Here is a 21,845-nt window from a genome sequence, read left to right on the forward strand (position 1 = left end):
AGCCAGTTTTCATCATAGGGCAACGGCAATCTTGGGCATTGGCTCAGGCTTTGGGATGGGCGCGGTCATAGACGGCCATCAATTGGGCGGCATCGACGGCCGTATAGGCCTGGGTTGTCGAAAGCGAGGCATGGCCCAGCAATTCCTGGATACTGCGCAGATCACCGCCTGCCGCCATCAGATGGGTGGCAAAGGAATGGCGCAGCGCATGTGGCGTGGCGGTTGCGGGCAGGCCCAGTTGCAGGCGGGTCTGTTCCACGACCTTCTGGATCGCACGCGGCGCAAGCGGACCACCACGGATCGCGCGGAACAGCGGCGCATCGGCGGTCTGCGCGTGGGGGCAAAGCCGCAGATAGCCCGCGACAGCCTCGCGCGCGATATCAAGCACCGGCACGATCCGCGTCTTGCCCCCTTTGCCGGTGATCCGCAGCACGGGCGGCAGCGGCGCATCGCGGCCTTGCAGCGACAGCGCCTCGGAGATCCGCAAACCGCAGCCATAAAGCAGGATGACAACAGCGGTATCGCGCGCCGCCACCCAAGGCGCGCGCGCCTGCAATCCGATCCGGTCGATCATATCGTTGGCGGCCGGGGCCGTCAGCGGGCGGGGCAATTTGGGCTGGAATTTGGGCGCGCGGGTGGACAGCACCGCCGTTGGTTCGAATCCCTCACGCGGGGCCAGCCAGCGATAGAACGATTTCACCGCCGAGAGCGACCGCGCCAGCGAGCGTGCCGCCACACCGCGCCCGCGTTCATGCGCCATCCAGGCCCGCATATCGGACAGGGTCACGCGGGCCAGCGGTGCCAACCCCTGCGCTTCCCCGTTGTGTTGCGTCAGAAACGCCATGAAGCCCAGCACATCGGCGCGATAGGCCTTGAGCGTGTTCTCGGCCACCCCGGCCAGCGCGCGTTCATGGTCCAGCCAGCGATCCAGCGTCACGGTCAGCGCAGGCGAGATGAAAGCCATCAGGCCAGCCAGCGGCGCAGCACCCGTTCCAGAACGCCGGTGAAAAAGGCCAGCAGATCGGTGCCTTGCGACGGGCCGAATTGCGCGGGGTTTTCGCTGCCCATGACCAGCATCGCGGGGCGGCGGCCCTCGCCCAGGTCGAGTTTCAGGCAGGCTTCGGATTGAACAAAGGGCGCGCGGTCGCCGTAAAGGCTGGCCCCGACATTGTGGAATTTACGCAAAGTGACCTGCCGGGCAGGCATGTTGCGGCCCAGCTTGATATAGCTATCGACAAAGCCCGCCTCGACCACGACGATGGCCGGGTCCATGTCGGGATGATCCGCGGGTGTATCCGTTTCCAGCGCCAGCCGGATCGCATCGACGCGCAGCGTATCGGCGACATCGCCGCTCAGATCGGCCAGAAAACCGGCAAAGGTCTGGGCATCCAGCATCCGCAGGATCGCGCGATGCACCTGGTTGGTGCCGGCCAGATTGTCATAGGCGGCGGCGATCACATTGCGATGGGTGTCTTCGAGCCGGTCGAATCGCGCCTCGAGCCGTTCCATCGCGATGCTGCGCAGATCGACGATATTGCCGTTGCGCGCATCGCCATTCGCGCCGACAAGCGCCCGCATCACATCATGGTCGTCCAAGAGGAAATCGGGATTGGCGATAATTTTGGCGCGAAGATCATCCGCCAGTAAAGGGTCTGTCATAGGCCTGCTCTGCTTTTGTTTTGTCACAAACTAGCAGGTCTGCGGGCAGGATGCCGCAACTTTTTTCGGCATTCCGCCAGGGCGTGGCGTTTTTGCCAAGCGGGCAGGTAAGGTGGGTCAAGACCCACCCTACGGCTGTCGCGTCACAGGATCTTGATACCTGCTTTTTCCACATCGGCCATGAACCCTGCCAGACCCTTGTCGGTCAGGATATGGTTCGCCATCGCCTTGATCACCGCAGGCGGTGCAGTGGCCACATCAGCCCCGATTTTGGCGCAATCGGACATATGGTTGGCGGTGCGGATCGAGGCGGCAAGGATCTGCGTCTTGAACCCGTAATTGTCATAGATCGTACGGATATCCTCGATCAATTCCAGACCGTCGATATTGATATCATCCAGCCGCCCGATAAAGGGGCTGATGAAAGTCGCCCCCGCCTTGGCCGCCAGCAGCGCCTGATTGGCCGAAAAGCACAGGGTCACATTGACCATGATCCCCTCATCCGACAAGGTCTTGCAGGTTTTCAGACCGGCCCAGGTCAGCGGCACCTTGACCGCGATATTATCGGCGATCTTGGCCAGCTTGCGGCCTTCGGCCAGCATCGTTTCTGCATCCAATGCGACGACTTCGGCCGATACCGGACCTTTGACAAGATCACAGATTTCCTTGGTGACCTCGAGGATATTGCGCCCCGATTTCGCGATCAACGACGGGTTCGTGGTGACCCCGTCCACCATGCCGAGATCGTGCAGTTCCTTGATCTGGTCAAGCTCGGCCGTGTCGACGAAAAACTTCATAACTTCCCTCCGGGGATGGGTTGGTGTTTGTTGGTCCAGCGTTTACCTGAGGACGCAAGCAGCGTGAACCCTCAAAAGGCGGATATGATCCCTAGCTATTTCCCCCAAGGCGATCTGGTCGGCGTGCTGACGACCCAACCGCTTGACCGGCTGTTGGATTACAAGGCCCCCGAAGGCGGCTGCCATCTGGGTGCCTTTGTCGAGGTGCCGCTGGGGCCGCGCAAGGTGTTGGGCGTCGTCTGGGGGCCGGGGCAGGGCGATTACGACCATGCAAAGATCCGGTCGGTGATCCGCGTGCTGGACGTGGCACCGATGCGCCAGGAAATGCGCGATTTCCTGACCCGTGCCGCCGATTACACGCTGACGCCGATGCCGGCGATGCTGCGCCTTGGCACCCGCGCGCCGGGGCTTGGCGATGCGCCTTCCATGCGCAAGGTTTACCGCCTTGGCCCCCGCGACCCCGACCGCAAAACCGCCGCCCGCGACAAGGTGCTGGGGGTGCTGCGCGATTATGGCGGGCTGGCCTTTACCCTTGGCGAATTGGCCGAGGCGGCGGATGTCGGCACATCGGTGGTCAAGGGGCTGGTCGCCCAAGGGGCGGTCCTAGAAGAAGACGCACCGCGCGACACGCCCTATCCGCGGCTTGATCCCGATTATGGCGGCAAGGCGCTGAACCCCGATCAGGCCGCGGGCGCCGCAGCTTTGCGCACGGCTTTGCGCAAGGATGGCTATGGCACGACCCTGCTGAAAGGCGTGACCGGATCCGGCAAGACTGAGGTCTATCTCGAGGCCGTCGCCGAAGCCCTGCGCATGGGCAAACAGGCGCTGGTGCTTTTGCCCGAAATCGCCCTGTCAGGCGAATTCATCGAACGGGTCGAGGCACGTTTCGGGATGCGGCCCGCCGAATGGCATTCGGGCGTGACCATGACCGAGCGGCGGCGCTGCTGGCGGATGGTCGGGCAGGGCGATGCGCAGCTGGTGGTCGGCGCAAGATCGGCCCTGTTCCTGCCGTTCCAGAACCTGGGGCTGATCGTGGTCGATGAAGAACATGACACCTCTTATAAACAAGAAGACGGCGTGCTTTATAACGCCCGCGACATGGCGGTGCTGCGCGCCGCGCTTTGCGGGGCGCAGGTGGTGCTGGCCTCGGCCACACCCAGCCTTGAAAGCTGGGCCAATGCGCAGGCGGGCAAATATGCGCGGCTGGACCTGACCGCACGGTTCGGCGCAGCTGTCATGCCGGAAATGGCCGCCATTGATATGCGGGTCGAGGAATTGCCGCAGGGGCGGTGGGTTTCACCCACCCTACGCGATGCCATCGCCGACCGTCTGGAGAAAGGCGAACAATCGCTGATCTTTCTGAACCGGCGCGGCTATGCGCCGGTCACGCTCTGCCGGGCCTGCGGGCATCAGATCGGCTGCGATCATTGCGATGCGCGGATGGTCGAACACCGGTTTCAAAACCGGCTGATGTGCCATCAATGCGGCGAAACCAAACCGATCCCCGTGATCTGCCCCGCCTGCGGGGCCGCCGACAAACTTGCCGCTGTCGGCCCCGGCGTGGAACGGATGGGCGAAGAAGTCGCCGCGCTCTTCCCCCAAGCGCGGATCGCGGTGCTGTCATCGGATCTCTATGGATCGGCCCGCGCGATGAAGGCCCATATCGCCGAGATCGCCCAAGGCGGCACCGATATCATCATCGGCACGCAATTGGTCGCCAAAGGGCATAATTTTCCGCATCTCACGCTGGTCGGGGTGATCGACGCCGATCTTGGGCTGCAAGGCTCCGACCTGCGGGCGGCTGAACGGACCTTCCAGCTGATGCGACAGGTCGCAGGCCGCGCCGGGCGCGCCGCAACGCCCGGTGCGGCGCTGTTGCAGACCTATCAGCCCGATCATCCGGTGATCCATGCGATCCTGAACGGGGATGAGGAAAGCTTCTGGTCGGCCGAGGCGACTGAGCGCCGCGCCGCAGGCGTGCCGCCTTACGGGCGGATGGCGGGGATCATCCTCAGCGGGCCGGATCTCAAGGCGCTCTTCGATCTGGGCAATGACATGGCGCGGCGCGACGCGCCCTTGGCCCGGATCGGGGCGCAGGTCTTTGGCCCGGCCCCCGCCCCGATCGCGCGGGTGCGCGGCAAACACCGCCTGCGGCTGCTGGTCAAGGCCGATAAATCCGCGCCACTGCAGTCAGCCCTTGCACAATGGGTCGCGCAATTCCGGCTGCCCGCGAACCTGCGTCTTGCAATCGACATCGACCCGCAAAGCTTCTACTAGCCCATCTTCCGAGCCTAAATATCCCCGCCGGAGGCTGAAAAGTTTTTCTTTTCCGGCACGACCTCGCCCATTTCCTGCCGCCAGTGACGACGGCAGAGCGACACATAGCGATCATTCCCGCCAATGACGATCTGGTCGCCGGCTGTCATCACGCGGCCTTGGGCATCCTTGCGCACAACCATCGTCGCCTTCTTGCCGCAATGGCAGATCGTGCGGACCTCGCGCATTTCATCCGCCAGCGCCAGCAGCGCGGCAGAGCCGGGAAACAGCGCGCCCAGAAAATCCACGCGCAGGCCAAAAGTCATGATCGGCACGCCCAGATCATCCACCGCGCGGGCCAGTTGCCAGACCTGATCGGGGTCCAGAAATTGCGCCTCGTCGATGAAGACGCAGGCGCAGGGGCCAGAGTCCAGCCGGGCCTTGATCTTGGCAAACAGATCCTCGCCGGGGGCGAAAGTATCGGCATCGGCACCAATCCCGATCCGGCTGCCGATCCGGCCACGCCCGGCGCGATGATCCAGCTGCGCGATCATCAGATAGGTCTGCATCCCGCGTTCGATGTAATTATGCGACGCCTGCAACAAGACAGTCGATTTGCCCGCATTCATGGTGGAATAATTGAAATAAAGCTTGGCCATCGCGTTGATTTGCCTTGCCCGCGCCGCCTTGGCAAGACCCTGCGCCCTGTTCAGCCGCGACGGGTGTGATAGATCTTCTGACACGCCCCAGCGAAAGAGACGCCGATGGACCTGTCCGACCTGCCCAATATCACACAAGGCGCCTTGCAGCCCTTGGACCATGCCGCCCTAGCGGGGCCGGATGATGCGGGCCATCCGCCGCGGATCTTGTTGCTCTATGGATCGCTGCGCCCGCTGAGCTATTCGCGGCTCTGCGCCGAAGAAGGCGCGCGGGTGCTGCGCGCGCTGGGCTGCGAGACGCGGTTTTTCGACCCTGCGGGCCTGCCATTGCCCGATGACGGCGTCGATGCCGACCATCCCAAGGTCGCCGAATTGCGCGCGCTTGCGCTTTGGTCCGAGGGCATGGTCTGGTCCAGCCCCGAACGGCATGGCGCGATGACGGGTATCATGAAAACCCAAATCGACTGGCTGCCGCTGTCGCCCATCGGTGGCATCCGCCCGACGCAGGGCAAGACGCTGGCGCTGATGCAGGTTTCGGGCGGGTCGCAATCCTTCAACACGGTCAACCAGATGCGGATTCTGGGGCGCTGGATGCGGCTGATCACGATCCCGAACCAATCATCCGTCCCGATGGCATGGAAGGAATTCGAGGATGGGCGGATGAAGCCATCGCCGCTGTACAACCGGATCGTCGATGTGATGGAGGAACTGGCCCGCTTTACCCTGATGACCCGCAGCCGCGACAAGATGCTGACGGATCGCTATTCCGAACGGGTCGAGAGCTTGCAGGATGTGCATCAGCGGGTCAGCGGTTAGGCCCGTTCCACGATCACCGATCCCACCGAATAGCCGGCCCCGAAGGAACAGATCAGCCCTTTGTCACCTGCCACCAGATCGGCGGAATGTTTGGCAAAGGCGATGATCGACCCCGCCGATGACGTATTGGCGTAATCTTGCAGGATATTGGGCTGCTCATCCGCTGTGGGCACGCGGCCCAGCACTTTGCGGCCGATGTAATCATTCATCGTCTTGTTGGCCTGATGCAGCCAAAGACGGCGCAGGCTGTCGGCAGCCACGCCTTCGGCCTGCAGATGGTCGGCGATATGCTGGCTGACCAGCGGCAGCACCTCTTTAAAGACCTTGCGCCCGTTTTGCATGAATTGCATGTCGCGGCGGTCCTCCATCGCGTCATGGGTGCGGCGCAGATAGCCGTTGTTGTTGCGGATATTGTTGCTGAATTGCGTGGCGCAGCGGGTGGATCGCAGTTTGAAATGCGGGGCGGTCAGGCCCTCGTCGCGTTCCAGCAAAGTCGCTGTCGCCACATCGCCAAAGATGAAATGGCAATCGCGGTCGCGCCATTCCAGATGGGCGCTGCAAATCTCGGGGTTCACCACCAGCGCGCGGCGGATTGAGCCCGCGCGGATCATATCGGCGGCGGTCTGGATGCCGAAGGTCGCGCTTGAACAGGCGACATTCATGTCAAAGGCAAAGCCGCCCGCGCCCAAAAGCTGCTGGATTTCCACCGCAATCGCCGGATAGGCGCGTTCCATATTGGATGCAGCACAGATCACCAGATCGACGTCGGCGGCATCGACGCCCGCCGCCGCCAGCGCCTTTTGCGCGGCGTCCAGACCGATTTCGGCCATATAGCCCGGCGCGTCATCGGGGCGTTGCGGCAGACGCGGAAACATGCGCGCGGGGTCCATCAGCCCGGATTTGTCCAGCACATAGCGCTGTTCGATCCCCGAGGCGGCAAGGATGAAGTCTGCCGAGGAATGCGGTTTCGCCGCAACCGCGCCCGCCGCGATGGCATCTGCATGTTGCGCGTTCCACAGGTCGGCATGGGCGTTGAAGGCCGCGACCAATTCGTCATTGGTAATGGCCTGTGACGGGGTGAAAACCCCGGTTCCGGTGATGGCTGCCTTGTACATATCCGCTCTCGTAAATCCTGCGCCAACCTAGGGCTGCGCGGGCCGGATTGTCCAATGGAACGCGGCGTCGTCTTAGCCCTGCAAGGCGCGCACGCCGATATCGCCCTCTTCGCGGGCCTGCATGGCCAGCACGGCGGCATGGCTGGCGGCGGCGGTGGTGAAATAGGGGATCTTGTCATACAGCGCGACGGCACGGATGTCGCGGCTGTCCTCGACCGCCTGGGCGCCTTCGGTGGTGTTGAAGACCAGCGCGATATGGCCGTCTTTGAGCCGATCAACGATGGTCAGCCCGCCTTCATAGACCTTGTTGACGATCTCGCACTCAATCTGCTGTTCGGTCAGCCAACCGGCGGTGCCGCGCGTCGCCACGATCTGAAACCCAAGCGATAGCAGGATTTTTCCCGCTTCGACCATATCGGCCGTCTTGTCTTCGTCACGGATCGAAATGAACACGGTCCCTGTCGTGGGCAGGTTGGTGCCCGCACCCATCTGCGCCTTGAGGAAGGCACGCGGAAAGGACCGGTCCCAGCCCATGACTTCGCCGGTAGACCGCATTTCGGGGCCAAGGATCGTGTCAACGCCGGGGAAACGGGCAAAGGGCAGCACGGCCTCTTTCACCGAAAACCACGGGGTGTTGGGGTCGGCCAGCGTGAAGGCATCGCCCAAAGGCAGCACATCCATCGGGTTTTCGGTGACCGGATAGGGCGCGCGCAGCGGGAAATTGGACAAAGGCTCGCCCGCCATCAGCCGTGCGGCGATGGATGCAATGGCGCTATCGGTGGCCTTGGCCACGAAAGGCACGGTGCGCGAGGCGCGGGGGTTCACCTCGATTAGATAGACTTCTTCGTTCTTGACGGCGAATTGGATATTCATCAGCCCGACGACATTCAGCGCCTTGGCCAGTTTTTCGGTCTGGCTGCGGATTTCCGCGATCATCGCCGCCGACAGCGAATAGGGCGGCAGCGAACAGGCGCTGTCACCGGAATGCACACCCGCTTCTTCGATATGCTGCATGATGCCGGCAACATGGGTGGCATTGCCGTCGGACAGACAATCGACATCCACCTCGACCGCGCCCGACAGATAGCTGTCAAGCAAGACCGGGCTGTCACCCGATACGACCACGGCGTCCGAAATATAGCGTTCCAGCTGCGCCTGATCGCGCACGATTTCCATCGCGCGCCCCCCCAACACATAGGATGGGCGGATCACCAGCGGGAAACCGATGGTCTTGGCGATCTCGAAGGCCTCGGCGTCGGAATGGGCGATGCCGTTGACGGGCTGTTTCAGCCCCAGTTTCTGCACCAGCTGCTGGAACCGTTCGCGGTCTTCGGCCAGATCGATGGCATCGGGCGTGGTGCCAAGGATCGGGATCCCCGCATCATGCAAAGCATTGGCGAGCTTCAGCGGCGTTTGCCCGCCGAATTGCACGATCACACCATGCAGCACGCCGTTTTCCTGTTCGACCCGCAGGATTTCCATCACATGTTCAAAGGTCAGCGGCTCGAAATAGAGCCGGTCCGATGTGTCGTAATCCGTGGAAACGGTTTCGGGATTGCAGTTGATCATGATCGTCTCATAGCCCTGATCGGTCAGGGCATAGCAGGCATGGCAACAGCAATAATCAAATTCGATCCCCTGCCCGATCCGGTTCGGGCCGCCGCCAAGGATGACGACCTTCTTGCGATCCGATGGGCGGGCCTCGCATTCGACCTCGCCCATGACGGGGGTTTCATAGGTGGAATACATATAAGGCGTCTGCGCCTCGAATTCCGCGCCGCAGGTGTCGATGCGTTTGAACACGGCCGTGACGCCCAGATTATGGCGCGCGCGGCGGACGTTATCCTCTGACCGGCCGGTCAGATTGGCCAGACGGGCATCGGTGAAACCCATCATCTTGATACGGCGCAGGCCGGTTTCGGTCACCGGCAGGCCGGATTTGCGGATCTCGGCCTCGGCGTCAATAATCTCGCGGATGCGGGCTAGGAACCATGGGTCAAATTTGGTGACCGCATGGATATCCTCATCCGACATGCCGTGGCGCATGGCCTGCGCAATGACGCGGATACGGTCCGGGGTCTGCTGGGCCAGTGCCTTGGTGATGGCGGCGGCGTCGGGCGCGCCGGGGATGGCGATTTCGTCGAACCCCGTCAGGCCGGTTTCCATAGAGGCCAGCGCCTTTTGCATCGATTCGTGGAAGGTGCGGCCAATGGCCATCGCCTCGCCCACGGATTTCATCGCCGTGGTCAGATGCGGTTCGGAACCTGCGAATTTTTCAAAGGCAAAGCGCGGGATTTTCGTGACGACATAATCAATCGTCGGCTCGAAAGACGCGGGCGTGACGCCGGTGATATCATTGTCCAATTCATCCAGCGTATAGCCCACTGCCAGTTTCGCCGCGATTTTCGCAATCGGGAAACCGGTGGCCTTGGACGCAAGCGCCGAGGACCGCGATACCCGCGGGTTCATCTCGATCACGACCATGCGGCCATCGGCGGGGTTGATCGCCCATTGCACGTTGGACCCGCCGGTTTCGACGCCGATTTCGCGCAGAACGGCAATGCTGCCGTTGCGCATGATCTGGTATTCCTTGTCGGTCAGGGTCAGGGCAGGGGCGACAGTGATACTATCGCCGGTATGCACGCCCATCGGATCGACGTTTTCGATGGCGCAGACGATGATGGCGTTGTCGGCCTTGTCGCGCACGACCTCCATCTCGAATTCTTTCCAGCCCAGCAGGGATTCATCGACAAGAATCTGCCCAACGGGTGACGCCTCCATCCCCGTGCGGCAATAATATTCATATTGTTCACGGTTATAGGCCACGCCGCCGCCGGTGCCGCCAAGGGTAAAGGCGGGGCGGATGATCGCGGGCAGGCCGACATATTCGATGGCGTCGATGGCCAGTTGCAGCCCCGCCTTGATGTCGCGCTTGCCATTGTCGCCCTTGGGCGCGGTGATGATCGTGGCCTTGGGGTTTTCGATGCCGAGACGGTCCATCGCCTCGCGGAAAAGTTTGCGGTCTTCGGCCATCTCGATGGCTTCGCGTTTGGCGCCGATCATCTCGACCCCGAATTTTTCCAGCACGCCCATATCGGCCAGCGCCAGCGAGGTGTTCAGCCCGGTTTGCCCGCCCATCGTGGGCAACAAAGCATCGGGGCGTTCCTTTTCGATGATCTTGGCGACGATTTCCGGCGTGATCGGTTCGATATAGGTGGCATCGGCCAGGCCCGGATCGGTCATGATCGTGGCCGGGTTGGAATTGACGAGGATCACCCGATAGCCTTCTTCGCGCAGGGCCTTGCAGGCCTGTGCGCCGGAATAATCGAATTCGCAGGCCTGCCCGATAATGATGGGACCCGCGCCAATGATCATGATTGATTTGATGTCGGTCCGCTTTGGCATCGTCCTGCCCCCTGATGTGCAAATTGTCGTGGGTTATAGGGATGACGCGCACATGTGCAAGGGCTTGTCTGGCTGATCCGGCGCAAAGTGAAAATCAGGCTATTTTGACGCCGCAGGCGGGGATACTTGGCCTTGGATTAAGCAGTGGTTGACACGGGCGGGCCAAAGGGGTGTATCGGGCGGGCCTGTATTTTCGCCAAAGGACACCCATCATGCACGCTTATCGCAGCCATACCTGTGCCGATCTGACCGCCGCCGATGTCGGCAAAACCGTGCGTCTGTCCGGTTGGGTCAATCGGGTGCGCGACCATGGCGGGATTTTGTTCATTGATCTGCGCGACCATTACGGGATCACGCAGGTGCTGTGCGATCCCGATTCCGCGGCCTTTGCCGATGTCGAAAAGCTGCGGTCGGAATATTGCATCCGGATCGACGGCGAGGTGAAGGCCCGCGATGCTGCATTGGTGAACCCCAAACTGCCCACCGGCGAGATCGAGGTCTTTATCCGCGAGATCGAGGTTTTGGGCGCGGCCAAGGAATTGCCGCTGATGGTGTTCGGCGATCAGGAATATCCCGAGGAAACGCGGCTGAAATACCGTTACCTCGACCTGCGCCGCGAGGCGATGCAGACCAATATGAAACTGCGGTCCGATGTCGTGGCCTCGATGCGGCGGCGGATGTGGGACAAGGGGTTCCGCGAATATCAGACGCCGATCATCACCGCCTCCAGCCCCGAAGGTGCACGCGATTTTCTGGTGCCAAGCCGCCTGCATCCGGGCAAGTTCTATGCGCTGCCGCAGGCGCCGCAGCAATTCAAGCAGCTGATCATGGTGTCGGGCTATGATAAATATTTCCAGATCGCGCCCTGTTTCCGCGACGAAGACCCGCGTGCCGACCGCAGCCCCACGGATTTCTACCAGCTTGATCTGGAAATGTCCTTTGTCACCCAGCAGGATGTCTTTGACACGATCCAGCCGGTGATTGGCGGGATTTTCGAGGAATTCGGCGGCGGCCGCAAAGTCGACCAGACATGGGAACAGATTTCCTATAAAGATGCCGCCCTGTGGTATGGCACCGACAAGCCCGATCTGCGCAACCCGATCAAGATGCAGGTGGTGTCCGACCATTTCCGCGATTCTGGCTTTGCGATCTTTGCCAAGCTTCTGGAACAGGACGGCACCGAGATCCGCGCCATCCCCGCCCCTACCGGCGGGTCGCGCAAATTCTGCGACCGTATGAATGCCTTTGCCCAGAAAGAGGGTCTGCCCGGCATGGGCTATATCTTCTGGCGCGATCAGGGCGAAGGCATCGAAGCCGCAGGCCCCCTGGCCAAGAACATCGGGCCAGAGCGGACCGAGGCGATCCGCCAGCAGCTGGGCCTCGGCCTTGGCGATGCGGCGTTTTTCCTTGGCGGCAAGCCCAAGGCCTTCGAGGCTGTCGCGGGCCGTGCCCGCACAGTGATCGGCGATGAATTGGGCCTGACCGACAAGGACCGGTTCGCCTTTGCCTGGATCGTGGATTTCCCGATCTACGAACAGGATACTGAGACCGGCAAGATCGATTTCGAACATAACCCGTTTTCCATGCCCCAAGGCGGGATGGACGCTTTGCTGGGTGATCCTTTGGCGGTGCGCGGCTATCAATATGATCTGGCCTGCAATGGCTATGAACTTGTGTCCGGCGCGATCCGTAACCACAAGCCCGAGATCATGTTCAAAGCCTTCGAGATTGCAGGTTACGGCGAAGACGAGGTGCGCAAGCGGTTCGGCGGCATGGTCAATGCGTTCCAATATGGCGCGCCGCCCCATGGCGGTTGTGCGGCGGGGATCGACCGGATCGTGATGTTGCTGGCCGATGCATCCAATATCCGCGAAGTCATCATGTTCCCGATGAACCAGCGCGCCGAAGACCTGATGATGGGCGCCCCGTCAGAGCCGATGAACGAACAATTGCGCGAATTGCGCCTGCGCGTGCTGCCCCCCGAAAGCTAAAGCGGCCCGCTGGCTGCCAGGCGCTGTTGCACCAGCTGCGACAGCGCTGCGATATCGGCGTGCGGGTTCTGCGACCGGTTGCGTGTGATTTCCACAGCGCGCACCGCACGCGACAGGTCATTATCCTTACCATTGCGCGCCACGTCGCCCAGAAATTGCATGACATAGGACAGCGACCGGTCTGGCTGGGGCTGGCCCAGCAGCCGCGCGATCTGCGACAGGTCATCGCGCAGCGCAATCCGGTCCGGTTCCACCCGTTCGTCGGGCAAGGCGCGGGGCCGGGGCGGTTGCCGGTCTGCGGGCAGATGTTGCAGGATCGCCGTCTGAAAAGCTGCCAGATTATCGATCGGTTTGGCCAGGAACCCGTCAGCGCCGGCGCGGATCACCGCATCATGCGCCGTTTCATCCCCGCTGGTGCCAATGATCACCGGAATGCGCGGGCCGCCGCGCGCCAGATCGCGGATCAGGTCCAGCCCCGACCCATCCGGCAGCCCCAGATCGACCAGGCAGACAGAGGGCCGGTAGACGGCCAGATGCCGCTGCGCCGTTTGCAGGCTGTCGGCGCGGCGGATGCGCGCGCCTGACCGCAGGCATAGCAGGCGCACGGCTTCGCTGGCAAAACGGCTGTCTTCGACAAGCAGCACGGTCAGCCCCAGCAAGGGCCGTTGCGCGGTTGGTGTGCGGGTCAGCAAAACGCTGTCGGTGGTATCCATGGCGATTCGTCCTTTCACTGGCGGCCCCGCAGTTTGGACAGGTTAGGGTGAACAGAGCCTTAAGGCGGACATGCGTTGCGCGCTGCGCCGCGCTGCGGCATAAGAAAGCCAGATAGAGGAGGATCGCCATGATCGGACGCCTGAACCATGTCGCCATTGCCGTGCCGGATCTTGCGGCGGCCAGTGATCAATATCGCCAGATGCTGGGGGCCGAGGTCGGCGCGCCGCAGGATGAACCCGATCACGGGGTCACGGTGGTTTTCATCACCCTGCCGAACACGAAGATCGAATTGCTCTATCCTCTGGGCGCGCAATCCCCGATTCAGGGCTTTCTGGACAAGAATCCATCAGGCGGCATTCACCATATCTGCTATGAGGTCGATGACATCCTGATCGCCCGCGACCACCTGCTGGCCCAAGGCGCGCGCGTGCTGGGTGGCGGCGACCCCAAGATCGGCGCCCATGGCAAGCCGGTCCTGTTTTTGCACCCCAAGGATTTCAACGGATGTCTGATCGAGCTTGAACAGGTCTGAAATCGGCGTATCTGAAGCAGAGCAGCGAAAGGAAGCGCCTTGGCTATTACATCTGGAATCGTTCTGTTCATGGTCATCTGGTCGATGGTGTTTTTTATCGTCCTGCCGCTGCGCATGGTCAGCCAGGGTGACACCGGCGAGATCGTGCCGGGCACCCATGCCTCGGCCCCGGCGGATGCGCAGATCGGCCGCAAGGCGAAGATCACCACCTATTGGGCCGTGCCTTTGTGGTGCATCGCCACGGCGGTCATCCTGTCTGGTGTGATTTCCGTGCGGGATATCGATATGTTTGACCGGATGGCCCCTGCCGCTGTCAGCGATTAAGCTTGTGGAACAGCTGGGTAAAGGTTGCAGCCCCCAGCACCGGGATCAGCAGGTTGACAAAGGGGAATGACAGCGGCACCGCCATCAGGCAACCGGCCAGCCAGATCGTCCCTTGGTGCCGTTTGACCATGTTGCGGGCCGCGACCCGCCCGATCCGGCGCATTGCGGCAAGCTGGAAATATTCCCGCCCCAGCAGGAACCCGTTGAGCGCATAAAAGATGAAAAACGCCGCGAATGGCAGCATCACATAAAGGGCAAAGGCCGCCAGATTGGCCATGATCAGCAGGCCAAGAAAGCTGAACGTGTCGCGCAACCCCTCGGCCAGGCCGGTGGCGGGGACCGGGGACAGCTCTGGGTAATGGGTGTCTTCGACCGCTGCGGCGACCTCGTCCAGAAACAGCGATGTGATGGCAGAGGCGACGGGCACCATCAAAAAGACCGACAGCACGATCATCAGCCCCAGCGATCCCCAGCTCAGCAGGTCACCCAGCCAGGTGATCTGCCCGACGCCGGGCAAGGTGATTGGTGCGGCGGTCAGCACACCGATCAGCCAAAGCAGACCGGCATAGATCCCCACCAGCAGCGCAATCGTCAGCCCGATCCCCCGCCACAGCACATTGCGAAACCGCGGATCCGCCATCTGTGCCAGCGCCAGCAGGAAGGACGACAGGATCATGCGGTCATCCAGCGGGTGATCGCGGCGATATCGGGGCGTGGCCGGTCGGGCGGCGCATTGGTTTCGCTGCCCAGATGGATCAGCCCGGCGATGCTTTCGTGATCGGCCAGATCCAGCCCGTCGCGGATGAAATCGCGGTCATGGCTGGGCCAGCCCGATAACCAATTCGCCCCCCAGCCCGCCGCCAGTGCGGCATTGACCAGCGACAGACAGACCGCACCGGCGGAATAGACCTGCTCGATCTGGGGGATCTTGTCGGATGGCTTGGGGCTGCTGACCACGGCGACCACCAGATCGGCCTGCGCATATTGGTCCTGCGCCTTGGCGCTGCGGTCGGGGTCGATACCCAGCGCCGCGCCGCGACTGGCCACCAGACCGGCCAGACGCAGCAAGGCGGGCTTGGTCAGGACGATGAACCGCCAGGGTTCCAGCTTGCCATGATCGGGGGTCCGGGCGGCGGCGGTCAACAGGGTGTCCAGCATGGCCGCATCGGGCACCGGTGTCGTCAAGGTCTTGGCCGGCCGCGACCGGCGCGACAACAAAAAGGCAAGCGCTTCGGGGTTCTGTTCGGGCATGCTGGCTCCTGCGGATGGGTGCCGAAGTGATAGGGCCTCTCTGCGCGACTGGCAACGGGACAGCGGATCTGGCCGCTGATCCGCGCCAGAGGGGCCGATCACCTTTGGGTGTGTTTTTCGTGAGCGCCACATCGGGAACGGATCGGCGCGCTGTCTGTTGTTACCCCAGCTGCGCATGACGCAGACCAAATCGAGACGGAGAAAAGACATGACCAAGATTTTCGCAACAACCGCCCTCGCCCTGACCTTTGCTGCTGGCGCTGGTATGGCGCAGACATTGTCAAACGCCGATGAAATCACCTGCGTGCAATTCCTGGCGATGCCGCTGCTGGAACAGGAGACGATGCTGAGCGAGATCGTCGCCCTGTCGGAGGGCGGCTCTTTGCAAGAGACAACCACAGCCGATGTCGAAATCCTGTGCACCGGCAATGACATGATGCCGGTCGTCGAGGCGCTGGAGACCTCTAGCGATACCTGATGCGGCCAATCATTGATCAAGGCGCGCCCCTTGCGGGTGCGCCTTTGTCATGCGCGTAGCTGGGTTTCCATCTGCGCGATCACATTGTCCAGATAGGCATCGAACCCGGCATCGGGCTGGCGCAGCGGAAACACCCCGGCAAAGGGATCGGCGGCGCAAATGGCGCTGCCCGCCATCTGTTGCAGCACCGCATGTCCGCAAAACGGCACATAGGTTTCGGAATAGCCGCCTTCATGGACCATCACCAGCCGCCCGCCGCAGGTATCACGCGCAAGCGCCATCACCTGTCCGGTCATCTGCGCGAATGTATCCGCCGTGGCCAGCATCCGCCCCAAAGGATCATTCGCCGCTGCGTCATAACCGCAGGCGATGATCAGCACATCAGGCGCGAAATCGCGGATCGCGGGCAGGGCAAGCCGGTCCATCGCGGCCAGATATCCGATATGCCCGGTGCCGGGGGGCAGCGGGATATTGAGGTTGCACCCCGCCCCCGCGCCCGTGCCACGGTCGGCAAAAGCGCCGGTATCCATCGGATAATTGCGGTCTTGATGGATCGAAACGGTCAGCACATCGGCGCGGTCATAAAAGACAGCCTCGGTGCCATTGCCGTGATGCACATCCCAATCCAGCACGGCGAAACGCTGCGCCAATCCGGCGGCGCGCGCCGCTTCGATCGCGATGCCGATATTGTTGAGAAGACAAAACCCGTTGGGAAAATCCGGCAGGCAATGGTGGCCGGGCGGGCGCGACAGCGCATAGGCATTGTCCATCTCGCTGCGCAGCACCGCAAATAGCGCGGCCTTGGCCAGCCCCGCGGACAGGGCCGCAATCTCGTATCCGCCGGGGCCAAAGGGCGTGCGCCGCCCCAATTCGCCGCCACCAGCGTCCGAGAGCGCCTTGAACTGGTCCAGATAATGCGCCGGATGCACGCGCAGCAGATCAGCTTTATCCGCAGGATCTGCGCCTTGCATCACCAGATCGAGGGCCAGACCGGTCACCTCGATCAGGTTCTTCAACCGGCGCTTGGTTTCGGGGCTTTCGGGCAGGCCGCCATCCAGAGGCTGCACCAGCCCGCCCACCGGCAACATGCCCGCGTAATTCCCGCCGCCATGCCAGAAACAGCGTTCGTCCCAGAAAAAGCCTGTCGTCATGACTTGCGCAGCCGGTAGATGCCTTCGGGCAAATCGAGCGCGGCTTGCAGGTCGCGCAGCTGCGTCATGGACATGGTGATCTGCACGTCGCGGTCGTTGCGCGGGTCATATTGGGTCAGGGTCACGCAATCATCAAAAGCATTGATGATCACATCCTCGCGCAACGGTGCCTTGCCCTCGTCGACAAGGGTGACCACGGTCGCGTCATAATCGTGTTCGATGCTAAACATGGACCCAGCCTAGCGGGACATCGGGGCCCAGGCAATCGTCACTGGCAGGACCGGTCCAACATGCTATGATCCGTGCTGATCCCATCAGCAACCGGAGCAAATGCATGCGTCTTGTCGCGGTTCTTGTCGCCTTTGTCCTGGCCGGTTGCGCGCCTATGGGCACAGTCTCGCAGTCGTCCGGTGGGGCGGCTGTCAGCCCGCCTGCCGTAGACAGCGGCCCCTTGCTGCCCGCGGGTCAGACGATGGCGCATTTTCGCATTGCGGTGACACGAATCGAACCTGTGGCCGAACAGATTTGCCGGCAGCGCGGCAATAACAGCAATTGCGATTTCCTGATCCTGGTGGATGACCGGCCCGGCGCGCCGATGAACGCCTATCAGACGCTGGACCGCAATGGCCGCCCTGTCATCGTCTTTACCGCGCGGCTGATTGCCGAGGCGCGCAATGTCGATGAAATCGCCTTTGTTCTGGCGCATGAGGCCGCCCATCACATCGAAGGCCATCTGGCGCGCCAGCAACAAAACGCCGTTCTGGGGGCGACGCTGATCGGCAGCTTGGCCGGGGCCTTGGGCGGCAATTCGCCCGATGCTGTGCAGACCGCCCAGCAATTGGGGGCAACCGTCGGCGCGCGCGCCTATTCGCGCAATTTTGAACTCGAGGCCGATGCCACCGGCACCCGGATTGCCCATGCTGCGGGGTTCGATCCGTTGCGGGGATCGGAATTCTTTTTCCGAATCCCCGATCCGGGCAACCGTTTCCTTGGCACGCATCCGGCCAATGCCGACCGGTTGCGCGTGGTGCGTGCGGTGGCGGCCACGCTTTAGCCCTGTGCCGCCACGCCGGTCGTGATCGCGATGTAAAAGCAGGCCGAGGCGACAAGGACAAACCCGTGCCAGATCGCCGTCGCATAGGATAGGCGCTGGGTGGCATAGAACGGCACGCCGGCGGTATAAAGAAGCCCGCCCAAGGCGATCAGCACGATCGTTGCCAAGGGCACCACCGGCCAGAGCGACCAGATCAGCGCCAGGCTCAGCCAGCCCATGACCAGATAGAGCGCCGGGCCGAACCGCCCCGGCGCGCGCCAGAAAAACAATTTCAGCACCACACCGATCAGCGCCAGCGCCCAGACTAAGGCCAGCACCAGATAGGCAAAGCCGCTGCCGATCATCACCACCAGCGGCGTATAGGTCCCCGCGATCTTGAGATAGATCGCGGCATGATCGACGCGGCGCAACAAGGGCCGGACCTGGTGCCAAGGTGTCAGGTGATAGGCGGCCGAGGCGACAAAGGTCGCCATCAGCGTGGCCGCATAAATCGCGATGGCGGCGATCTGCGCGGTTTCTGCCGTGCCTGCCGCCCAGCCCAGCAACATGATCCCGCCCGCCACGGCACCGATCACGCCGATCACATGGACCGTCCCATCGGCGATACGTTCGGATCTGACTTGGGTCGGGTACATGGCGCTTTCTCCGGGGGGTGTCTTAAAACTGGACGATTCCGCGCGCGGGTCAAATGTTCCGTCAGGTCACGGCCCGGCGCTGGTCTGATCCCGCCCATTTGATCCAGAGCAAGGACCGCAGGACCAACCCGTGCCAGCCTGGCTGCAATGAATGGAGGTTCATGATGCAAATATTGGGTGATATGCGCGCACATTTCCTGCGGGTGATCAAGATGTCCAAGGCCTGCGGGGTCGATCTGTCGACCGCGCTGGACGCACGCCAGATCGCCGCCCCAGAATACGCCGATATGGTCACGCGCTGCCGAGGCTGTAGCCAGGTCGGCAAATGCGACAAGCTGCTGGCCGCGATCCCGGCCCTGCCACAAGCGCCGGACTATTGCGAAAACCGCGATGAATTCGCCAAATTGCGCGGCGTTCAGGCGCTCTGACAGCGCCGTTTGGGGGTGCGACGATCTGAAAGCTTTGTGCCGCGCGCAAAGCGTCCTAAGGTTGATCCATCGTCAACCAAGGGAGACTGACATGCGTGCTATCATCTTCGCCTGTGTGATGCTGCCCGGTGCGGCTTTTGCGCAGGAGACAAAATTGCCGACCCCGACCGACACGCTGGCCCAAAGCTGCCCTATCGGCATGAGTTTCAACGCCACCACGCAAAGCTGCGGCATCATGCCCGCCGCAACGCCCGTGCCCGCCGCCAGCGGTGGGGCCGATTGCGGCTTTTCGGCGGCACGCGAGGTCACGTCCTAAGCCAAGCCAGCCGGAAGGGAACAAAAGCGCATCGCGAGAGCGGTGCGCTTTTTTGTCGGGGTGCCGTGACTTGGGCAGAGCGCAGCGCCGTTCTTCTGGCGGCCTGCCCGAGATAGCAATCCTGCGGTGATGTTGAAACAGGATCGAAAACTACCCGCTCAAACCACCCCACAAATCATATTCCCCCGCCTCCTCCACCACAACCTGCACGATATCACCCACGGACAACCCTTCTGTTCCTTCGTCGATGAACAGGTTGCCGTCGATCTCTGGCGCATCGGCCCAGGTGCGGCAGGTCGCGATGCCGTCTTCGTCGATGTCGTCCACGATGACCTCCAGCCGTTTGCCGACCTTGGCGTCCAGTTTGGCGGCGGAAATCGCTTGCGCCTTTGCCATGAAACGGTCCCAGCGGTCCTGTTTCACCTCGGGGGCCACATGGTCGGGCAGGGCGTTGGAGCGCGCGCCGGCGACGTTTTCATATTGAAAACACCCCACACGGTCGAGTTGCGCCGCGTCCAGCCAATCAAGCAGATGCTGGAATTCCGCCTCTGTCTCGCCGGGGTAGCCGACGATGAAGGTGCTGCGCAGGGTGATATCGGGGCAGATGGCGCGCCAAGCGGCGATTTCATCCAGCGTTTTCGCCCCCGCCGCAGGCCGCGCCATGCGCCGCAGCACATCGGGATGGCTGTGCTGGAACGGAATGTCGAGGTAGGGCAATACGCCATTGGTCGAATCCGCCATCAGCGGGATCAGGTCGCGCACATGCGGATAGGGATAGACGTAATGCAGCCGCACCCAAGCGCCAAGCTGCCCCAGCTCGCGGGTCAGGTCGGTGATATGGCTGCGCAGCTCGCCCCCTTTCCACGGGTTCAGATCGTATTTGCGGTCCAGCCCGTAGGCGGACGTGTCCTGCGAAATGACCAGCAATTCGCGCACCCCTGCCTGCACCAGCTTTTCGGCCTCGCGCAATACCGCATGGGCGGGGCGGCTGGTCAAAAGCCCGCGCATATCGGGGATGATGCAGAATTTGCACTTGTGATTGCAGCCTTCGGAAATCTTCAAATAGCTGTAATGGCGCGGTGTCAGGCTGACGCCGGTCGCAGGCAGAAGGTCGATGAACGGGTCGGGGCTGGGTGGCACCGCCAGATGCACGGCGTCGAGCACTTGTTCATATTGATGCGGCCCCGTCACCGCCAGAATCCGCGGGTGATGTTCGCGGATATAATCGGGTTCGGCGCCCAGACAGCCCGTGACGATGACCTTGCCGTTTTCGCGCAGGGCTTCACCGATGGCATCAAGGCTTTCGGCCTTGGCGCTGTCCAGAAAGCCGCAGGTGTTGACGATCACCGCCTCGGCACCGGCATAATCGGCAGAGATCGCATAGCCTTCGGCGCGCAGGCGGGTCAGGATACGTTCGCTATCAACCAGCGCCTTGGGGCAGCCAAGGCTGACCATGCCGATGGTCGGCTGGCCGTCGCGGCGGATGTCGGTCACCTGCGCGCGGGCAAGATCGGGGCGGAGAGAAGGCGGATTCTGTGTCATAGCCCCCTATAGACGGTCCTGGAGGCGCTGGTAAGGTGGGTCTTGACCCACCTTACGGGGATTTTAGCGCCGCCGGTCGCGCCGGGCCGACATCGGCTGGAACGCGACGCCGACATGCGCCTCGCAATAGGGTTTGCCCTGCTGGACCGGCAGGCCGCAGAACCAGAAATCTTCGGTCGCGGGATCGCCCACGGGCCATTTGCAGGTTTTCTCGGTCAATTCCATCAAGGTCAGCCGTTTGGCGGTCTTTTCGACCTCGTTGACCTTGGCCAGCGCCTCGGGGCTGATTTCATTGGCCGAAGGCTGCGGCGGCAGCGGCTGGCCTGCGGGAATGATCGCACGGCGGGCGGCGGAAATCGGGATTCCGTTTTCGTCCAGCTCCAGCTCTTCCTTGATGGCGACGGCCATGCTTGGCTTGGCCTTGGGGGCGGGCTTGCTGACCGGCTTGGCGCTGGGCGCTTCGGCGGTTTCGGCGGGCTTTTCCTTGGGCGCGGGTTTGGCGGCAGGTGCGGCTGCACCGGTGCCCGCGCGGTTGGACAGGCCCAGCCTATGGACCTTGCCGATCACCGCATTGCGGGTGACGCCGCCCAATTCCTTGGCGATCTGGCTGGCCGACTGTCCGTCGCCCCACATCTTCTTGAGCGTCTCGACGCGCTCGTCTGTCCAGGACATATGACTTCCTTCGGTTTCGCGGGCCAGATACCCCTCGGGGTCGCGCCACG

23 protein-coding genes are annotated in these 21,845 nt (G+C 62.5%); 9 read left to right on the top strand and 14 right to left on the bottom strand.

The features are described from left to right. Positions 1-43 precede the first annotated feature (43 nt). From LOKVESSMR4R_RS02245 to fsa, 3 genes are all read right to left on the bottom strand, one after another. Positions 44-964, bottom strand: a complete 921-nt coding sequence (locus tag LOKVESSMR4R_RS02245) for a tyrosine recombinase XerC (RefSeq protein ID WP_087206116.1) — start codon at positions 962-964, stop codon at positions 44-46. Then, positions 964-1,659, bottom strand: coding sequence for a DUF484 family protein (locus LOKVESSMR4R_RS02250; protein WP_087206117.1), 696 nt, complete (start codon positions 1,657-1,659; stop codon positions 964-966). Before LOKVESSMR4R_RS02250 ends, LOKVESSMR4R_RS02245 begins: the two co-directional genes overlap by 1 nt. A gap of 143 nt (positions 1,660-1,802) precedes the next feature. Next, positions 1,803-2,456 carry a fructose-6-phosphate aldolase gene (gene fsa / locus LOKVESSMR4R_RS02255; protein ID WP_087206118.1) on the bottom strand — a complete coding sequence of 218 codons (654 nt, stop codon included), beginning with the start codon at positions 2,454-2,456 and terminating at the stop codon, positions 1,803-1,805. Positions 2,457-2,540: 84 nt separating this feature from the next. Here fsa and LOKVESSMR4R_RS02260 point away from each other — a divergent pair, with 84 nt between their 5' ends. Further along, a complete protein-coding gene (locus LOKVESSMR4R_RS02260) occupies positions 2,541-4,733 on the top strand; it encodes a primosomal protein N' (protein WP_087206119.1) in 2,193 nt (730 codons plus the stop codon). A gap of 14 nt (positions 4,734-4,747) precedes the next feature. Here the strand turns inward: LOKVESSMR4R_RS02260 and LOKVESSMR4R_RS02265 are convergent, their stop codons facing one another. Continuing rightward, the gene (locus LOKVESSMR4R_RS02265; RefSeq protein ID WP_087206120.1) at positions 4,748-5,371 is read right to left on the bottom strand and encodes a thymidine kinase; all 624 of its coding nucleotides are present in this window, start codon (positions 5,369-5,371) and stop codon (positions 4,748-4,750) included. Positions 5,372-5,476: 105 nt separating this feature from the next. On the opposite strand from LOKVESSMR4R_RS02265, the gene arsH reads away from it, so the two are divergent. Beyond that, complete coding sequence (arsH, locus tag LOKVESSMR4R_RS02270) at positions 5,477-6,187, top strand: arsenical resistance protein ArsH (protein WP_087206121.1); 711 nt, start codon at positions 5,477-5,479, stop codon at positions 6,185-6,187. Here arsH and LOKVESSMR4R_RS02275 read toward each other — a convergent pair. Further along, positions 6,184-7,302: a beta-ketoacyl-ACP synthase III gene (locus tag LOKVESSMR4R_RS02275; RefSeq protein WP_087206122.1), complete on the bottom strand. Its 1,119-nt coding sequence runs from the start codon at positions 7,300-7,302 to the stop codon at positions 6,184-6,186. The two genes, arsH and LOKVESSMR4R_RS02275, sit on opposite strands and share 4 nt — an antisense overlap. A gap of 72 nt (positions 7,303-7,374) precedes the next feature. Further along, complete coding sequence (carB, locus tag LOKVESSMR4R_RS02280) at positions 7,375-10,707, bottom strand: carbamoyl-phosphate synthase large subunit (protein ID WP_087206123.1); 3,333 nt, start codon at positions 10,705-10,707, stop codon at positions 7,375-7,377. Positions 10,708-10,919: 212 nt separating this feature from the next. Between carB and aspS the strand changes: the two genes are divergently transcribed. Next, on the top strand, positions 10,920-12,698 hold the full coding sequence (gene aspS / locus LOKVESSMR4R_RS02285; protein WP_087206124.1) for an aspartate--tRNA ligase: 1,779 nt from the start codon (positions 10,920-10,922) through the stop codon (positions 12,696-12,698). Here aspS and LOKVESSMR4R_RS02290 read toward each other — a convergent pair. Further along, the gene (locus tag LOKVESSMR4R_RS02290; RefSeq protein ID WP_087206125.1) at positions 12,695-13,411 is read right to left on the bottom strand and encodes a response regulator; all 717 of its coding nucleotides are present in this window, start codon (positions 13,409-13,411) and stop codon (positions 12,695-12,697) included. The two genes, aspS and LOKVESSMR4R_RS02290, sit on opposite strands and share 4 nt — an antisense overlap. Before the next feature lie 128 nt (positions 13,412-13,539). Between LOKVESSMR4R_RS02290 and mce the strand changes: the two genes are divergently transcribed. Together mce and LOKVESSMR4R_RS02300 are read left to right on the top strand one after the other, a co-directional pair. Beyond that, complete coding sequence (gene mce, locus LOKVESSMR4R_RS02295; protein WP_087206126.1) at positions 13,540-13,944, top strand: methylmalonyl-CoA epimerase; 405 nt, start codon at positions 13,540-13,542, stop codon at positions 13,942-13,944. A 39-nt stretch (positions 13,945-13,983) separates the two neighbouring features. Continuing rightward, positions 13,984-14,268, top strand: coding sequence for a DUF1467 family protein (locus LOKVESSMR4R_RS02300; RefSeq protein ID WP_087206127.1), 285 nt, complete (start codon positions 13,984-13,986; stop codon positions 14,266-14,268). Here LOKVESSMR4R_RS02300 and LOKVESSMR4R_RS02305 read toward each other — a convergent pair. Together LOKVESSMR4R_RS02305 and LOKVESSMR4R_RS02310 are read right to left on the bottom strand one after the other, a co-directional pair. Beyond that, positions 14,258-14,944 (bottom strand): EI24 domain-containing protein, encoded by a 687-nt coding sequence (locus LOKVESSMR4R_RS02305; protein WP_087206128.1) that lies wholly within the window; start codon positions 14,942-14,944, stop codon positions 14,258-14,260. The genes LOKVESSMR4R_RS02300 and LOKVESSMR4R_RS02305 overlap by 11 nt on opposite strands. Beyond that, complete coding sequence (locus LOKVESSMR4R_RS02310) at positions 14,941-15,519, bottom strand: nitroreductase family protein (RefSeq protein ID WP_087206129.1); 579 nt, start codon at positions 15,517-15,519, stop codon at positions 14,941-14,943. Before LOKVESSMR4R_RS02310 ends, LOKVESSMR4R_RS02305 begins: the two co-directional genes overlap by 4 nt. Positions 15,520-15,727: 208 nt before the next feature. On the opposite strand from LOKVESSMR4R_RS02310, the gene LOKVESSMR4R_RS02315 reads away from it, so the two are divergent. After that, positions 15,728-15,997, top strand: coding sequence for a hypothetical protein (locus tag LOKVESSMR4R_RS02315; RefSeq protein WP_087206130.1), 270 nt, complete (start codon positions 15,728-15,730; stop codon positions 15,995-15,997). A gap of 47 nt (positions 15,998-16,044) precedes the next feature. Here the strand turns inward: LOKVESSMR4R_RS02315 and LOKVESSMR4R_RS02320 are convergent, their stop codons facing one another. Together LOKVESSMR4R_RS02320 and LOKVESSMR4R_RS02325 are read right to left on the bottom strand one after the other, a co-directional pair. Beyond that, positions 16,045-17,148: a class II histone deacetylase gene (locus LOKVESSMR4R_RS02320; protein ID WP_087206131.1), complete on the bottom strand. Its 1,104-nt coding sequence runs from the start codon at positions 17,146-17,148 to the stop codon at positions 16,045-16,047. Continuing rightward, positions 17,145-17,378, bottom strand: a complete 234-nt coding sequence (locus LOKVESSMR4R_RS02325; RefSeq protein WP_087206132.1) for a hypothetical protein — start codon at positions 17,376-17,378, stop codon at positions 17,145-17,147. The genes LOKVESSMR4R_RS02320 and LOKVESSMR4R_RS02325 overlap by 4 nt, the downstream gene beginning before the upstream one ends. Before the next feature lie 104 nt (positions 17,379-17,482). Here LOKVESSMR4R_RS02325 and LOKVESSMR4R_RS02330 point away from each other — a divergent pair, with 104 nt between their 5' ends. Then, positions 17,483-18,202 (top strand): M48 family metallopeptidase, encoded by a 720-nt coding sequence (locus tag LOKVESSMR4R_RS02330; protein ID WP_087212429.1) that lies wholly within the window; start codon positions 17,483-17,485, stop codon positions 18,200-18,202. Here LOKVESSMR4R_RS02330 and trhA read toward each other — a convergent pair. Continuing rightward, entirely contained in the window at positions 18,199-18,837 is a 639-nt protein-coding gene (gene trhA / locus LOKVESSMR4R_RS02335) for a PAQR family membrane homeostasis protein TrhA (RefSeq protein ID WP_087206133.1), read from the bottom strand. The genes LOKVESSMR4R_RS02330 and trhA overlap by 4 nt on opposite strands. 161 nt (positions 18,838-18,998) lie before the next feature. Between trhA and LOKVESSMR4R_RS02340 the strand changes: the two genes are divergently transcribed. Next, the gene (locus LOKVESSMR4R_RS02340; RefSeq protein ID WP_237331883.1) at positions 18,999-19,265 is read left to right on the top strand and encodes a DUF6455 family protein; all 267 of its coding nucleotides are present in this window, start codon (positions 18,999-19,001) and stop codon (positions 19,263-19,265) included. Positions 19,266-19,356: 91 nt separating this feature from the next. Beyond that, on the top strand, positions 19,357-19,581 hold the full coding sequence (locus LOKVESSMR4R_RS02345; RefSeq protein WP_087206134.1) for a hypothetical protein: 225 nt from the start codon (positions 19,357-19,359) through the stop codon (positions 19,579-19,581). 150 nt (positions 19,582-19,731) lie between these two features. Here the strand turns inward: LOKVESSMR4R_RS02345 and rimO are convergent, their stop codons facing one another. Then, entirely contained in the window at positions 19,732-21,123 is a 1,392-nt protein-coding gene (gene rimO, locus LOKVESSMR4R_RS02350) for a 30S ribosomal protein S12 methylthiotransferase RimO (protein ID WP_087206135.1), read from the bottom strand. Between the two features lie 63 nt (positions 21,124-21,186). Next, on the bottom strand, positions 21,187-21,795 hold the full coding sequence (locus LOKVESSMR4R_RS02355; RefSeq protein WP_087212435.1) for a GcrA family cell cycle regulator: 609 nt from the start codon (positions 21,793-21,795) through the stop codon (positions 21,187-21,189). Positions 21,796-21,845 lie beyond the last annotated feature (50 nt).

The sequence above is a fragment of the Yoonia vestfoldensis genome, from assembly GCF_002158905.1.
Taxonomy (GTDB): Bacteria; Pseudomonadota; Alphaproteobacteria; order Rhodobacterales; family Rhodobacteraceae; genus Yoonia; species Yoonia vestfoldensis_B.